This window comes from Candidatus Arsenophonus nilaparvatae, assembly GCF_045346035.1.
GTDB lineage: Bacteria > Pseudomonadota > Gammaproteobacteria > Enterobacterales > Enterobacteriaceae > Arsenophonus > Arsenophonus nilaparvatae.
Map to the genome: position 1 here is coordinate 371,015 of NZ_CP158507.1, position 15,247 is coordinate 386,261.

Annotated in this window: 13 protein-coding genes and 1 pseudogene; 3 read left to right on the forward strand and 11 right to left on the reverse strand. The window is 36.8% G+C overall.

What is annotated here, in order from left to right; translation table 11 throughout:
* Window positions 1–19: 19 nt before the first annotated feature.
* Window positions 20–1,093, reverse strand: coding sequence for a C45 family peptidase (locus WH390_RS01755; RefSeq protein ID WP_032115500.1), 1,074 nt, complete (start codon window positions 1,091–1,093; stop codon window positions 20–22).
* Between the two features lie 736 nt (window positions 1,094–1,829).
* Here WH390_RS01755 and WH390_RS01760 point away from each other — a divergent pair.
* Window positions 1,830–2,699 (forward strand): annotated as a pseudogene (locus WH390_RS01760) (glycerophosphodiester phosphodiesterase family protein).
* A gap of 56 nt (window positions 2,700–2,755) precedes the next feature.
* On the opposite strand, the gene nqrM reads toward WH390_RS01760, so the two are convergent.
* The 8 genes from nqrM to WH390_RS01800 all read right to left on the reverse strand — a co-directional run bounded on the left by nqrM (window position 2,756) and on the right by WH390_RS01800 (window position 9,942).
* Entirely contained in the window at window positions 2,756–2,983 is a 228-nt protein-coding gene (gene nqrM / locus WH390_RS01765; RefSeq protein ID WP_032115501.1) for a (Na+)-NQR maturation NqrM, read from the reverse strand.
* Window positions 2,984–2,993: 10 nt separating this feature from the next.
* Window positions 2,994–4,025 carry an FAD:protein FMN transferase gene (locus tag WH390_RS01770; protein ID WP_032115502.1) on the reverse strand — a complete coding sequence of 344 codons (1,032 nt, stop codon included), beginning with the start codon at window positions 4,023–4,025 and terminating at the stop codon, window positions 2,994–2,996.
* A gap of 71 nt (window positions 4,026–4,096) precedes the next feature.
* A complete protein-coding gene (gene nqrF, locus WH390_RS01775) occupies window positions 4,097–5,323 on the reverse strand; it encodes an NADH:ubiquinone reductase (Na(+)-transporting) subunit F (RefSeq protein ID WP_032115503.1) in 1,227 nt (408 codons plus the stop codon).
* Window positions 5,324–5,338: 15 nt separating this feature from the next.
* Window positions 5,339–5,935, reverse strand: a complete 597-nt coding sequence (gene nqrE / locus WH390_RS01780) for an NADH:ubiquinone reductase (Na(+)-transporting) subunit E (protein WP_026823020.1) — start codon at window positions 5,933–5,935, stop codon at window positions 5,339–5,341.
* Window positions 5,936–5,943: 8 nt separating this feature from the next.
* Window positions 5,944–6,573, reverse strand: a complete 630-nt coding sequence (locus WH390_RS01785) for an NADH:ubiquinone reductase (Na(+)-transporting) subunit D (protein WP_032115504.1) — start codon at window positions 6,571–6,573, stop codon at window positions 5,944–5,946.
* Window positions 6,566–7,363 (reverse strand): Na(+)-translocating NADH-quinone reductase subunit C, encoded by a 798-nt coding sequence (locus tag WH390_RS01790; RefSeq protein ID WP_032115505.1) that lies wholly within the window; start codon window positions 7,361–7,363, stop codon window positions 6,566–6,568. Before WH390_RS01790 ends, WH390_RS01785 begins: the two co-directional genes overlap by 8 nt.
* Window positions 7,356–8,594 carry an NADH:ubiquinone reductase (Na(+)-transporting) subunit B gene (locus WH390_RS01795; protein WP_032115506.1) on the reverse strand — a complete coding sequence of 413 codons (1,239 nt, stop codon included), beginning with the start codon at window positions 8,592–8,594 and terminating at the stop codon, window positions 7,356–7,358. Before WH390_RS01795 ends, WH390_RS01790 begins: the two co-directional genes overlap by 8 nt.
* 4 nt (window positions 8,595–8,598) lie before the next feature.
* Window positions 8,599–9,942 carry a Na(+)-translocating NADH-quinone reductase subunit A gene (locus WH390_RS01800; protein WP_032115507.1) on the reverse strand — a complete coding sequence of 448 codons (1,344 nt, stop codon included), beginning with the start codon at window positions 9,940–9,942 and terminating at the stop codon, window positions 8,599–8,601.
* A 426-nt stretch (window positions 9,943–10,368) separates the two neighbouring features.
* Between WH390_RS01800 and WH390_RS01805 the strand changes: the two genes are divergently transcribed.
* Window positions 10,369–11,121 carry a murein L,D-transpeptidase family protein gene (locus tag WH390_RS01805; RefSeq protein WP_032115508.1) on the forward strand — a complete coding sequence of 251 codons (753 nt, stop codon included), beginning with the start codon at window positions 10,369–10,371 and terminating at the stop codon, window positions 11,119–11,121.
* Here WH390_RS01805 and WH390_RS01810 read toward each other — a convergent pair.
* Together WH390_RS01810 and lpcA are read right to left on the reverse strand one after the other, a co-directional pair.
* Complete coding sequence (locus WH390_RS01810) at window positions 11,092–11,859, reverse strand: class II glutamine amidotransferase (protein ID WP_032115509.1); 768 nt, start codon at window positions 11,857–11,859, stop codon at window positions 11,092–11,094. The two genes, WH390_RS01805 and WH390_RS01810, sit on opposite strands and share 30 nt — an antisense overlap.
* 96 nt (window positions 11,860–11,955) lie before the next feature.
* On the reverse strand, window positions 11,956–12,534 hold the full coding sequence (gene lpcA, locus WH390_RS01815) for a D-sedoheptulose 7-phosphate isomerase (RefSeq protein WP_032115510.1): 579 nt from the start codon (window positions 12,532–12,534) through the stop codon (window positions 11,956–11,958).
* A 238-nt stretch (window positions 12,535–12,772) separates the two neighbouring features.
* Here lpcA and fadE point away from each other — a divergent pair, with 238 nt between their 5' ends.
* Complete coding sequence (fadE, locus tag WH390_RS01820) at window positions 12,773–15,232, forward strand: acyl-CoA dehydrogenase FadE (RefSeq protein ID WP_032115511.1); 2,460 nt, start codon at window positions 12,773–12,775, stop codon at window positions 15,230–15,232.
* The last annotated feature ends 15 nt before the right edge of the window (window positions 15,233–15,247 follow it).

Genomic DNA, 15,247 nt, shown 5'->3' on the forward strand with positions numbered 1-15,247 from the left:
TACTAAATAAATTTTGTTGCTAAAAAGAGCGGTAACCTGTTTGAGATAATTGATAAGGATTGCCTGCGGCATATTTTAATATACAATTTTTAGTATTAATACTAATTGTCAATAAAGTTTCCCAACGCTCGGTATCAGGTTGCGAACTATCAGGTAAAAAACAAATTGGTGACTGCTCACCTTCGGGACCACACATTGCCGCAGCAGACTCTATAATGCCTTTATTTTTCATATCACTAGCGACTATTTTAAGATGCTCATAACGTTTATAAGTAGTATCATCAGTAGTGCGTTCCCCCGAAACTAATTCAGATGCCAGAAAATGATTAGTATGTAGTAACCAATCATTTTGTTGCGGATAAATGATCGCTGTCCGAAATGGGCTTAACTCAATACTTACCGCTCTGCATCTTTCAGCACGATGGGAAAATATACTTAATACTGACGATGCACTCACTTGCGCAGAAAATGCTAAAGCGATAGCCTCTTCTATGGTTGTTGCTTCTTCTAATATTCGGCGAGCTACTGCATGTACAGGCACTCCACCAGAATCATTGTCGCTTATATGATGTAAGATATTAAAATGTAATCCTAATCCAGCGCTATTAACACCAATTTTACCTAACATGCCAAATTCGGTAAAAAGCTTAAATCGCATTCCTTTTTTATTCTGCAATTCAGTCATTAATCCGCAAGGTGCTAAAACGTCATGCCAATCCCAAGTTTGTATAGTTTGTGGCATATTAATATCAGGAGCTGCATAAATTGCGGTAGAGCATTCACCTAAATATGATGTTGCTTTGGTTGATAAAATTTCAGTTCGTGCATTGAGACTTGCCAAATACCAAACGGGAAGATCTGCGCCAAGAGCCGTTGCTTCAATTTCACTTGCCAAATCTGGACACCAATATTCCAAGGCAGATAAGCTATTCTCGCCAATTTTTCTCACCTGATCGCCAGTTATGCCAATACGAGAAAAAAAATCTAAATATAGCATTACAATCTGTTTTATTTGTGTTGCCCAACATTCTCCAATCTGTTTACCACGACAAAAAGGATCCTTTTCTGCATTATTAAAGGTATAAATTTTCATAATTAACAGCCTTATTTAATTAATAATACAAAATAAATAATAATATTTACTATTATTTATTTAATTTAACTAATTCAACAATACTATTTTACTATAATATACAACTCAATAAGTCCATCTAAAACACTATAATTCTAATGTCCTATTTTATATTAAGCTATAGACATTATCATTATTAATAAAATTAAATCATTTTAAATTAAAAATAATAGATGATAAAATATATTTATTTTAATTATTTCCTCTATTATATTAAGAAATAATTTATCATGATAAACTTTAATAAGCTCACAAATTGAAATAATAAAAACCTTTTAATACAATAATATATAAAAACTATATTACAAGTTAAGATATATTAATATAATCTAATTTTAAAATAAAGATTGGACAGTCTATCTTTACTATTTTTTAAATAATATATAGTATTTAAATTTCATCTGACGGGATAAAAAATTTATTGTGGAAATTTATTATTAGAAGCATAAAAACACTTTTAAACAATATGTTATTTTCATTTAAGAATATAAAAATTATCTGACAAGAAAATATTATTTAAGCTTTAATTATAATTAAGAAATAAATGATTTTATAACTAATATAACGTAAAGTTATATCATTAAATTTACGATAAAAAATAATAAAAATCTGCTATATTAATTTATATTTAATCTTCTACTTTAATAATAAAATTAATTTATAATATTTTTCATACACACAACTTATGGAGAAAATAATGCATAAAAGTATGACAGCTGTACTGCTTTTGCTCTGTTCAGTTACTGCCTTAGCAAATTCACCGAAAATCGTTGCATATCGTGGAGGAACTGCCGATGCGCCAGAAAATACCATTTATGCCATTGATCAGGCATTGAAAAACGGCGCCGATAAAATATGGATCACCTTACAACTTTCCAGTGATAAAGTCCCCGTATTATATCGTCCATCTGATTTAAATACATTAACCAATAGAAGTGGCCCGGTTTCCTCTTACTCTGCGTAGCAGCTTATAAAGGCTGATGCCGGCTACCGTTTCGGTTCCCGTCATAACCATCTTTATTGTAATAAAGGAATAGTCATTCCGACCTTGAAGCAAGTACTGCAACAGTTTCCAGCGACCGATTTCTATATCGATCTAAAATCTCCCGATGCCGATCCTTACGAACAAGCAAAAGCAATTGAAAAAGTGTTAAAAGAAGAAAAAGCGTTTCGACGTACTCGCTTTTATTCCACCAACCAAGCTTTCTTGAATGCTTTATCTGATCATGTACAACGTTTTGAAAGTCGTGATGAAACGCGTGATATTCTGGCAAATATTACCATGAATCATCATTGTTTGATTGATAAAAAAGTTAATACTCAGCGCTGGTATGGACTGGAACTGCGACGTAAAGTAGAAGTTGTGGAAAAATATACTCTTGGTGAAGCTCGCTCATCCTCAGATTTAGTTTGGGATCATGAAGCAATGAAATGTTTCCGCGCCAGCGGTGGTGCACATATCGTTTTATTTGGTATAAAAGATGAAGCTGATTATAAACTGGCTAAAGAGCTAGATGCAGATGAAGTTATGGTCGATTCACCTAAATATTTTAAAGATATAAGATAATAAAAAAATCAAAATATTAATAATCTTGTTATTACTATTAATAACGAGATTTTTTATTAAATAATACGGTTGTTAATCTGCTGATGCTTTTGACGCTTTTCCATTGCTATACGTTTCTTGCGAAGCTCACATGGCTGCGGGCAATCACAAACTTTTTCAATGCCTATATTACTTAATCCACCACAACTTCCTTGAAGTTGCTTGCGTTTAATAATATAGCCAAGTGACATAGCAATAAAAGCAAGCAGGAAAAAAACCAAAGTAGCGATAAATATTTTTAACATAATGACTCCGCTACATTTTTTTTACTAAATAAGGTTTAAATGCTGAACTATAACGTTCTTCGAAACCTTTATTAGTCGTAACGACCATGAAAACCGGTAAATTTAAACGTTCAGCTAACTCCATTCCTTTTTCAGCCCCTAACACATTGAGGCCAGTAGATAAACCATCTGCCATCATGCAAGTCGGAGCGATAACAGTAATAGAAATCAAATTATGAATAATCGGTCTACCGGTCTTCGGATCAATAGTATGTGAATAATAAACTCCATCTTGTTCAAAATAATTACGATAGTCACCAGAGGTAGCAACTGACATATTTCCAGGTTCAATAATTTCTTGTACCGACTGTTCTAGCCCTTTATCCGAAGGTTTTTCAATCGCAATACGCCACGCTACACCTTTACCGTTATGGCCTTTGGTGCGGACTTCACCACCAATGTCGACCATATAATTATCAATATTTTGTGACTCTAAATATTCTGCTATAACATCAACGCCGTAACCCTTAGCGATAGCTGACAGATCTATATAGAGCTGAGGTATTTTTTTTATCAGGCTATTACCTCTAATCGCAAGTTTATCAATACCAATCCATTGCCGGCGCAACTGCAGCGTCTCTTTCGGTGGTGCTTTGGTTATCCTTCCTTCCGGGCCAAATCCCCATAAATTAACTAATGGTCCGATAGTAATATCGAGCGCACCATTGGTTAATTTATTAATATGAATCGCTTCTTTAATCACTGTCATCATGGCTAACGAAACAGGAAATGGCGTATTTACATGTTGAAATTGATTAAATTGGCTTAATTCAGATTTAGGGCGGTAAGTTGACATTTGATTGTTAACTTCTTCTAAACGGCTATCAATATCGTCACGCAATGTTTCCCAAAAAGGATGAGATGATTCACTAACATACTTAACAACATAGTAAGTTCCCATCGTTTGCCCTTGAATACACTTTTGCTCTGTCTCAAAACAACCACAAAGCATGAAAATAGTAGATAAAGTAATAATCCAATTGAATAATTTATTTTTTAGCATAAAATTTTTTTAAGCATATTAAGTCCACATTAACTCAATGATGACACAAAAAGTTAAAATACCGGAAACAATCAACCACCAAAATCATCTAATAAAATATTTTCATCTTCAACACCTAAATCTTTAAGCATCTTAATAACTGCGGCGTTCATCACAGGAGGACCACACATATAAAACTCACAATCCTCTGGCGCTGGATGATCTTTCAAATAGTTTTCATATAAAACGTTATGAATAAAACCAGTATACCCTTGCCAGTTATCTTCAGGTATTGCATCTGATAGCGCAACATGCCAGGTAAAATTTTCATTATCAGCAGCTAATTGATCAAAATCTTCAACATAAAATAATTCACGTTTTGAACGAGCCCCATACCAAAAGCTGATTTTTCGTTTAGATTTTAAACGCTTTAATTGATCAAAAATATGTGACCGCATTGGTGCCATACCCGCACCACCACCAATAAAAATCATTTCCGCATTGGTTTCTTTAGCAAAAAACTCACCAAATGGCCCAGAAATAGTGACTTTGTTGCCTGGTTTTAATGACCAAATGTATGAAGACATAATACCCGGAGGTAAATCGGCAGCTTTCGGCGGAGGTGTTGCTATCCTGACATTTAGCATGATTATCCCATGCTCTTCTGGATAATTTGCCATCGAATAAGCTCTTACTGTCTGCTGTTTTACTTCAGAGAGATAACGAAATAAATTGAATTTATCCCAATCTTCACGATACTCATCAGGTACATCAAAATCAGTATAAGAAACTTTATGTGGAGGACATTCGATCTGAATAAAGCCACCTGCCCGAAATGGGACAACTTCTCCTGTTGGAATTTTCAATTTTAATTCTTTAATGAAAGTCGCTTTATTTTCATTCGAAATAACTTCACATTCCCATTTTTTTACACCAAAAATTTCCTCAGGTAATTCGATTTCCAGATCCTGTTTTACATTAACCTGGCAAGCCAAACGACATCCAGCTCTAGCTTCACGCTTATTAATATGGGCAAGTTCAGTCGGCAGGATATCACCGCCACCATGCTTGATTGTCACCCGACATTGGCCACAAGAACCACCGCCACCACAGGCAGATGAAACAAAAATTCCCTGATTGGACAACATATTTAATAGCTTGTCACCTGCAGGCGCAGCAAAACTCTTTTCAGGATCACCATTAACTTCAATTTTTACATCCCCTGTGTTTACTAACTTAGATTTGGCAAATAAAATCATTGCCGTTAGAATTAACACAATTAGGGTAAACATTACTACACCAAGAATAATAATATCCATGAATTATTTTCACCCTTATAACTGTACACCGGAAAAAGACATAAAACCCAATGCCATCAAACCAGTAGTGACAAAGGTGATCCCTAAACCTTTTAAACCCGATGGGATATCTGCATATTTCATTTTCTCACGAATAGATGCCAATAAAACAATGGCCAGCATCCATCCCAATCCTGAACCAAATCCATAAACAATAGATTCACTAAAATTATATTCGCGCTGAGCCATAAATGAGACACCACCAAAAATCGCACAATTAACGGTTATTAGTGGTAGAAAAATACCTAATGCGTTATAAAGGGCGGGAAAATAACGATCCAAAATCATTTCTAGAATTTGTACTAATGCGGCAATTACACCGATAAAAGTAATGAAATTTAAGAAACTTAAATCAACGCCTTCTATCAGGGCACCATCACGTAGAATGAAATTATAAACTAAATTATTCGCAGGTACTGAAATACCCAGAACAACAGTAACTGCAATTCCTAATCCAAAGGCTGTTTTGACATTTTTAGAAACCGCCAAAAATGTACACATCCCCAGAAAAAAGGCAAGAGCCATGTTTTCAATAAACACAGCTCGAACAAACAAGCTGATATAATGTTCCATTGCGTCAGTTACTCCTTTTCAACCTGTGAAGGTTTCAATGTGCGCAGTCCCCAAATCAACATACCTATGATGAAAAACGCGCTTGGTGCAAGCAGGAACAAGCCATTTGGCTGATACCAACCACCATTCTGAACCGATTGCAGAATAGTAATACCGAATAGTTTACCTGAACCAAATAGTTCTCTTAGAAAACCAACTAAAATTAAAATAGCACCATATCCCAAACCATTACCAATACCATCCATAAAACTTTCAATTGGTGGTGATTTCATTGCATAAGCTTCAGCACGTCCCATGACGATACAATTAGTAATAATTAAACCGACAAATACTGAAAGTTGCTTAGAAACTTCATAAGCGTAAGCGCGCAGGATTTGATCTACAACGATAACTAAAGAAGCTATGATTGTCATTTGAGCAATAATTCGCACACTATTAGGAATATAATGACGGATCAATGAGATAAAAAAACTAGAAAAACCAGTGACTAAAGTCACAGCAATGGCCATCACAAGGGCGGTTTCTAATTTAGTCGTTACCGCCAAAGCCGAACAAACACCTAGAACTTGCAATGCAATAGGATTGTTATCCAATAAAGGTCCAATTAGCACTCGTTTAATCTCTTTACTATCAGCCATGATTTAACTCTCCTTTGCGTACTTTATTCAGGAATGGGCCAAAACCATTATTACCCAACCAGAAATCAAACATATTCTGGATACCGTTTGATGTCAGTGTTGCCCCTGATAGGCCATCGATACTAGAGGGACCATCTAATGCTCCACCACGCACAATTTTTATCGCCGGTTTCCCTTGTTGATTATAAAGTTTTTTACCAATCCATTGGGCACGCCATTGTAAATTATCTACCTCTCCACCTAGACCTGGCGTTTCACCATGAGAATAATAAGTTATACCTCGTGATGTCGTTCCATCTATATCAACAGCGATAAAAGCATACATTACCGACCATAAACCAGAACCATAAACCGGTAATACCAGTGCGATGGTTTTTCCATTATCATCGTTGACTAAATAAATTTCTGCCGAGTTGGCTCTATAACGGATCTTAGCAACATCCTGTTCAGGAGATAATGCAATTCGGGTTTCATCATTACGTAGCTGACTATTAAGATCGAAGTTGCCATTACTATTTGATATTTCAGTTGTGTTGAAATTCAAAATCTTAGCGCTAATACGAGTATTATAAAGAGATTGTATCTCTTCAGCTGACATTTTTGGTTTGAGTAAACCAGCAACATCAAGAATATTACGTTGCTTATCTAATAATATTTGCGCTTGCTGTTTAGATTTCAAACCTACCGCTGCACCAGATACAACTACTGAACACACTAAACACAGAATAAATACCACAAGAAATGTTCTGCCGATGCTATCTTTTGGATTTTTTATTTTATTGTTAGCCACGGGCTTTTCTCCGTTTAATATTTGCCTGAACTACCAGATAATCAAACAGAGGCGCAAATAAGTTAGCAAACAAAATTGCCAACATCATCCCTTCCGGATAAGCAGGATTAATGACTCTGATGAGAACACACATTACACCGATCAATATTCCGTATGCCCATTTACCTTTGTTGGTAAAAGAAGCCGAAACAGGATCAGTCGCCATAAACATCATGCCAAAAGCAAAACCGCCTAGTACCAAATGCCAGTACCAAGGCATCGCAAATAAAGGATTAGTCATTGATCCAATAACATTAAATAGATAAGACATTACCATCATGCCTATCATTACACCGGCAACGATACGCCATGAAGCTATTCGGCAAAAAATAATCAATGCTCCACCGATTAAGATCATTAATGTTGAAACTTCACCAATTGAGCCTGGAATATTGCCCAAAAAAGCATCCATCCAGGTAACAGGCTGATGTGTCAAATTATTTATTAGTGCATGATCTCCGCCCCTAGCCCATTGTGATAATGGCGTAGCGCCAGAATAACCATCTGTGGCAGTCCAAACTAAATCACCTGAAATTTGCGCAGGATAAGCAAAAAATAGAAATGCACGCCCAGCTAATGCTGGATTTAAAAAATTACGCCCAGTACCACCAAAAATTTCTTTCGCCACAACAATACCAAACGTAATACCTAATGCCGCCTGCCAAAGCGGTATAGTAGGCGGCACAATCAGGGCAAATAGAATAGAAGAGACAAAAAAACCTTCGTTGATTTCATGACCACGGAGCAGCGAAAATAATACTTCCCAAAAACCACCAACCAAAAAAACAACCATATAGATAGGTAAAAAATATACCGACCCAAGCAATATTTTACTTACCCAGCCTGCCTCTGGTGTTAATGAAGCACCCAAAAATTGAGCAACTCTATAGTGCCAATCAGAAACAAGGATCTTTTGCAACTCAGCTTCAGTATGTAATTGATAAAGAGCTGGGATCGCTTGTGCACCGACATTATACATGCCCCAAAACATGGCTGGAAAAACCGACAGCCAGACTAAAATCATCATTCGTTTTAGGTCAATACTATCACGAACATGGGAACTCCCATGTCTGATGGTTCCCGGAGTATAAAAAATAGTTGCCACAGCTTCATAGAGCACATAGTATTTTTCTAGTTTTCCACCGGGTTCAAAATGACGTTCATACTTTTCAAATAAATTTTTTAAGCCCATGTAGTTAACCTTCTTGCTCAATTCTGGCCAATACCTCACGTAGTACAGGACCATACTCATATTTGGCTGGGCATACATAGGTGCACAGCTCCAAATCTTCTTCATCCAGTTCCAAACAACCAAGTTGCTGTGAGCTGGCTAAATCACCAACAAGCAGATCTCGTAATAAATGAGTGATCATAATATCAAGTGGCATAATACGTTCATAATTACCAATAGGAACCATAGAACGTTCACTACCATTGGTCGTGGTGGTGAAATTAAACTGTTTATTTTTCAGGAAATGGCCAAGTGTTGTACGGGTGATAGTAAACTTATTTATTCCAGGCGCAATCCAGCCAAATAACTCTTTTTCACGTCCTTCACTCAATACCGAAACTTGATTATGGAATCTTCCCAAATAACCCCGAGTATCATCACATTTATTGCCCCACAAGATTGACCCTGAAATAATCCTATTTTCACCTATTTTTAGTTCACCATCAGTTAACTCATAGAGATCAGCGCCTAAACAAGTACGAACTAAACGTGGCTTTTTAACTTGAGGCCCAGCAAGTGAGATAACGCGATCCGAATAAAGATGACCCGTTGTAAAAAGTTTACCAATCGCAATCACATCTTGATAATTTAAATGCCAAACAGTTTTCTCTATACTTACCGGCTCTAGAAAATGGATATGGGTACCGACTAACCCTACAGGATGTGGTCCAATAAATTGCTTATAAATAATTTTTTCATTATCAGTTAACTTGACTAAGTTGCCGTTTCCATGGCATACATAAATTTTTCCTTCTGTTAATTTAGTCAATACTTTCAAACCATTATTGAAAGCCGTTTCCTCCGCTGCAATAATCAACAAGGGATCAGCCGCCAGTGGACGCGTATCCATCGCAGTAACAAAAATTGCTTTTGGGCTAGTACCTGGCACTGGAGTATGGCTAAAAGGACGCGTTCGCAATGCTGTCCACAAACCTGACTGAAGTAAGTTAGCTTCTACTTGTTGATACGTTAATGTATCGATTTGATTATTATCATAGCGGTTAAATACGATTTGCTCATCGCCATTAATTTCAATAACAATAGATTGAAGAACTCGGCGCTCACCTCGATTGATTTTTATGATAGTGCCAAAAGCCGGGCTGGTGAAAAATACGCCTGGATTTTTCTTATCTTCGAAAAGAATTTGCCCCTTTTTAACTTGCTCACCTTCCTTCACCAACATTGAAGGACGCATCCCTATATACTCTTCACCCAATACTGCTACATGATGAATAACAGGGCCATCCTCTACTACTTGAGCGGGCACTCCTGCAATCGGGAGGTCGAGTCCTTTTTTAATTTTAATCATAAGAATTGCACAAGTTTATCAGTTAAACCCTAAGCTAACGATTTCAAATGAAATCAGATAGCAACCAATAATCAAAAGGCTGTTGAATAATTGAAACAAGCCAGCTAATGAATATCCACTAATTAATTACAATTTACCTATTATTTTAACGCAGATGATTTTATCAGTTCCCTCGCTTTCTGTCTGATAGAACAAGTGATTTAGTTCAAGCAAATAAGAATAAATTTTTTAATATATTGAGAACACTTCGCAAAAAACGATTATTTAAATCATTTTTTTCGAAGAATGTCGGAATTTTTGCCAAAATAAGTCAAAAATGACAGGAGACAAAATTATTAATTTTTAATATAAAAAACTACAATACAAATATATGATTAATATTTGTGTATTTTTTTTGTACAATACATCACTTTTGTATGGAAGCTTATGAAACTCTCTTTTTTTATTAGCATAGGGATCTTTTCCCTGTCATTTTTTATCAATAATAGCTACTCAGCGACAAAGCTATATTACCCATTAGATAGCAGTAATAACGGCAAAAAATATTTAAATAATTCAATATTTATTCAAATTTTCAAAGAAGAAAGAGTGCTAGAACTCTATACTAAAAATGAAAAAGGCTTATTTTCACTATTTAAAAGTTATCCAATCTGTAATTTCTCTGGTGGATTAGGACCTAAGAAAAGACAAGGTGACTTAAAGAGTCCAGAAGGGTTTTATCGCATCACACGCTCACAATTAAAACCTGATAGCAAATATTATCGCGCTTTTAATTTAGGTTTTCCCAATAAATACGACCAGGCTCATGGCTATACTGGCGCTTATTTGATGGTACATGGTGGCTGTAAATCAATTGGCTGCTACGCGATGACTGATCGCTATATAAATGAAATCTATCGTTATGTGGAAAATGCATTACAAAATGGTCAATATGAAATACAGGTCAATATATATCCATTTAAAATGACTTCTAACAATATGAATCGCCATCGTAATTCACGTTACTATACCTTCTGGCGACAACTGCAACCCGCGTATGAATATTTTACTAAAACAAGTCGATTGCCAGTAATTAATATTCAGCAAGGACAATACTTAGTAAACAAATTTCCTAACCATCAATCATCGCCAGCTACAGCAGATGAAAGGCTACAATATGCGCTTACCAAAATGGAATAAAACAAAACTTCCCGGCTGAATTCGGTGCCAACTCTCATTACCAGTTAAAGGCTTGGTGGCAATCACTGAGACTATATCAGTTGTTTGTGTATGTTGCTGAAAATCGATTTCAATATCATTATCAAGCAATTTTGCCTTACCAAAAGGTGCTTTGCGGGTAAGCCAATGCAAATCAGTTGAGCAATAGGCCATCATATATTGTCCATCTGAAATCAACATATTAAGTACCCCCATCAATTTTAATTGATCAGCCAGTTTGGCAATAAACCGATATACAGTTAACCAGTTTGTCGGTTTTTTAGGGTATTTTTCTGCCAATTGATATAAAATCCAACAAAATACCCACTCACTATCCGTCTTTCCAATTGGCCGATAGTGTCCTACTGGTAATTTTTTATAACCCTCAAGTTGGCCGTTGTGTGCATAAGTCCAATTTCTGCCCCACAGTTCCCTGGTAAAAGGATGGGTATTTTCTAATAATACATCGCCCCGATTCGCCTGGCGAATATGCGCAATAACTGCCTCTGATTTAATCGGGTACTCTTGCACAAAGCGTGCAATAGGCGATTGATAACATGGCTTGGGTTCTTTAAATGTTCGGCAACCTCGACCTTCATAAAAAGTGATCCCCCAACCATCTTTGTTTGGCCCAGTCTGACCTCCTCGCGGGATAAGACCACTTAAACTAAAATTAATATCTGTCGGGACACTAGCACTCATACCAAGCAATTCACACATAATGCCTTCTTTATGTATGCCAGAATGAAATTTCCAAATCTAAGCATAATCACGCTAACTGATCACATTTCTACCCGACAATATTGCCTAGCAATGTTATTTCACCATTTCTTTTTCTATTAACTGAATTAAGATATGGATCACCTTAATATGAATTTCTTGGACCCGATCGGCATAACCAAAATGAGGTACTCTGATCTCAATATCAGCGGTTCCTGCCATTTTTCCGCCCTCTTTACCTGTCAATGTGATCACTTGCATCTTTTTAGCTCGTGCAGCCGCGATTGCCTTGATGATATTGCCAGAATTACCTGATGTTGAGAGTGCAAATAATATATCCCCTTCTTTACCGACAGCCTCTATATAACGGGAAAAAACATAGTCATAACCAAAATCATTACCAACGCAAGAGAGATGACTAACATCAGAAATCGCAATGGCTGGATAACCTGGACGATTTTCACGATAACGTCCGGTTAATTCTTCTGCAAAATGCATAGCATCACAGTGCGAGCCACCATTACCACAAGATAATACTTTTCCTCCCGCTTTAAAGGCGTTCGACAACATAATCGCAGCTTGTTCAATCGCTTCGATATTTTCTCGGTTATTAAGAAAATTGTTCAATGTCACCGCCGCTTCTTTTAATTCAGCACAAATAAGCTCCTGATACATCATTTTTACTCCTAATAAAATATTATTTTTTCAACAATCCCAGTGTAACGGATTAAACTTTATGAAAGAAGTATCAATACGACTTATCACAACCAAGTTAAGCTCAATAAATAATTTGTGAACTTCATTGTAATTAATATGTAAAAATATTGATAAATAAAATTACATAGATTAAAGATAAGAAAAACACAGATATGACCTCCGATGACTTAGCTTAATCATAATCAGGAGTACCATTATGGCTCTACTCACTATTTTTCTATTTATTGGTTTAATCGGAATTCTTTGCTATCACAAAACAAATCTACTATTTAGTAGCTTACTTATACTTGCTTATTGTTTAATTATGGCTAGTGCTGATTTATGGTATTTTTGGACATTATTGCTCGCAGCGGCGGTATTATTTCCATTAGTCTATCTCCCAGTACGTCGCTCATTCATTTCTAGCAAAGTCTTACAAATTTTTCAGAAAATTATCCCTTCCATGTCAAAAACCGAGAAAGAAGCCATCGAAGCGGGCACAACCTGGTGGGAAGGTGATCTGTTTCAAGGTATGCCTGATTGGGATAAATTACATAATTATCCAAAACCGCAATTAACAACTGAAGAACAAGCGTTTCTCAATGGCCCAGTTGTAGAAGCATGCCGTATGGCTAATGACTTCCAAATTAGCCATGAACTAGCCGATCTACCTACTGAATTATGGCAACATTTAAAACAACACCGTTTTTTCGCTATGATCATCAAAAAAGAGTATGGTGGCCTCGAATTTTCTGCCTATGCTCAAGCGCTAGTGTTACAAAAATTGGCCGGAGTTTCCGGCATATTAGCCATTACTGTAGGTGTGCCTAACTCATTAGGCCCAGGAGAACTTTTACAACATTATGGCACCGATGAACAAAAACAGTATTATCTTCCCAGACTTGCTAGCGGTGAAGAGATCCCCTGTTTTGCTTTAACAAGCCCTGAAGCCGGTTCTGATGCTGGAGCTATCCCTGACACTGGTGTTGTCTGTATGGGCGAATGGGAAAACCAACAGATATTAGGTATGCGTTTAAATTGGAATAAACGTTATATTACATTAGCGCCGATTGCTACGGTATTAGGGCTAGCATTTAAACTTTATGATCCAGACCATTTACTTGGCGATATAACCGATCTCGGCATTACCTGCGCACTAATCCCAACCAATGTTGCAGGAGTAGAAATTGGCCATCGCCATTTTCCTTTGAATATCCCTTTCCAAAATGGCCCTACGCGCGGTAAAGATATTTTTGTGCCGATTGATTATATTATTGGTGGTACCAAAATGGCTGGCCAAGGCTGGCGTATGTTAATGGAATGTCTTTCTATTGGTCGTGGCATCACGCTTCCATCTAACGCCACGGGTGGCTTAAAAAGTGTCGCGCTGGCAATCGGTGCGTACGCCTATATTCGCCGTCAATTCAAAGTATCTATTGGAAAAATGGAAGGTATTGAAGAACCGTTAGCACGGATCGCTGCTAATGCTTATTTAATGGATGCCGCTTCAACCTTAATTACGACGGCAATTATATCTGGCGAAAAACCAGCAGTCCTCTCTGCGATTGTCAAATATCACTGTACCCATCGAGGCCAAAGAGCCATTATTGATGCGATGGATATTGCTGGTGGTAAAGGAATTTGTCTAGGTCCCTCAAATTTTCTTGCTCGCTTTTATCAAGGAGCTCCTATTGCTATCACCGTTGAAGGTGCCAATATTTTAACACGCAGTATGATGATTTTTGGCCAAGGGGCTATTCGCTGTCATCCTTATATTTTGCATGAAATAGCCGCAACACAAAATAACGACATTATCGCCTTTGATAAATTACTCTTTAGCCATTTAAGTCATACAATAAGTAACCTATTGCGCAGTTTCTACTTGGGTATAACAAACGGCAGAACAAGCAAAGCACCAACAAAAGATAATACTCGCCGCTTCTATCAGCAATTAAATCGCCAAAGTGCTAATCTTGCCTTACTTGCTGATATTTCTATGGCCGTATTAGGTGGCGGGTTAAAACGTCGTGAGCGGATTTCTGCCCGTTTAGGCGATATTTTAAGCCACCTCTATTTAGCATCCGCCACACTAAAACGTTTTGAAGATGATGGCCGCCCAGCAATGGATTTACCTATTGTTGAATGGGTAATAAAAGATTGTCTATTTCAATCAGAAAAAGCCATGCAAGCACTGCTGCGAAACTTTCCCAATCGTCTGGTTGCTATGTTAAGCCGTATTATCATTTTTCCATTGGGTTATCGTTATGCGCCACCTAACGATCAACTTGATCATAAACTAGCAAAAATTATGATGACACCATCAGAAACACGCGAGCGTATTGGTCGCGGTCAATATATGACACCAAGTGAGCATAACCCTCATGGCATAATTAATACCGCATTATCAGATATTATTGCCGCTGAGCCGATTTTTGAACGTTTGACCAGTCAAGCTAGCCATAAACCACACTTTATCAATTTAGATAAACTTGCCGAACAAGCACTCGCCGATGGTAAAATTAGCCAACAAGAAGCTGACATTTTACGTAAAGCAGAAGCCAGCCGTTTAAGATCGATCAATGTTGATGAATTTGAATATGATGCACTGGCGATAGCGAGTAAAAAATCTGACAAACAGAAAAATAGTTCCCCATTAGATAAAGAACAAGCGGCATAATTGTAGAACTTGCAG

What these genes read in the sequence shown, in the direction of transcription:
- WH390_RS01755 (WP_032115500.1), bottom strand. Translation starts at nt 1,093, where the DNA reads ATGAAAATTTATACCTTTAATAATGCAGAAAAGGATCCTTTTTGTCGT.
- nqrM (WP_032115501.1), bottom strand. Translation starts at nt 2,983, where the DNA reads ATGTTAAAAATATTTATCGCTACTTTGGTTTTTTTCCTGCTTGCTTTT.
- WH390_RS01770 (WP_032115502.1), bottom strand. Translation starts at nt 4,025, where the DNA reads ATGCTAAAAAATAAATTATTCAATTGGATTATTACTTTATCTACTATT.
- nqrF (WP_032115503.1), bottom strand. Translation starts at nt 5,323, where the DNA reads ATGGATATTATTATTCTTGGTGTAGTAATGTTTACCCTAATTGTGTTA.
- nqrE (WP_026823020.1), bottom strand. Translation starts at nt 5,935, where the DNA reads ATGGAACATTATATCAGCTTGTTTGTTCGAGCTGTGTTTATTGAAAAC.
- WH390_RS01785 (WP_032115504.1), bottom strand. Translation starts at nt 6,573, where the DNA reads ATGGCTGATAGTAAAGAGATTAAACGAGTGCTAATTGGACCTTTATTG.
- WH390_RS01795 (WP_032115506.1), bottom strand. Translation starts at nt 8,594, where the DNA reads ATGGGCTTAAAAAATTTATTTGAAAAGTATGAACGTCATTTTGAACCC.
- WH390_RS01800 (WP_032115507.1), bottom strand. Translation starts at nt 9,942, where the DNA reads ATGATTAAAATTAAAAAAGGACTCGACCTCCCGATTGCAGGAGTGCCC.
- WH390_RS01805 (WP_032115508.1), top strand. Translation starts at nt 10,369, where the DNA reads ATGAAACTCTCTTTTTTTATTAGCATAGGGATCTTTTCCCTGTCATTT.
- WH390_RS01810 (WP_032115509.1), bottom strand. Translation starts at nt 11,859, where the DNA reads ATGTGTGAATTGCTTGGTATGAGTGCTAGTGTCCCGACAGATATTAAT.
- lpcA (WP_032115510.1), bottom strand. Translation starts at nt 12,534, where the DNA reads ATGTATCAGGAGCTTATTTGTGCTGAATTAAAAGAAGCGGCGGTGACA.
- fadE (WP_032115511.1), top strand. Translation starts at nt 12,773, where the DNA reads ATGGCTCTACTCACTATTTTTCTATTTATTGGTTTAATCGGAATTCTT.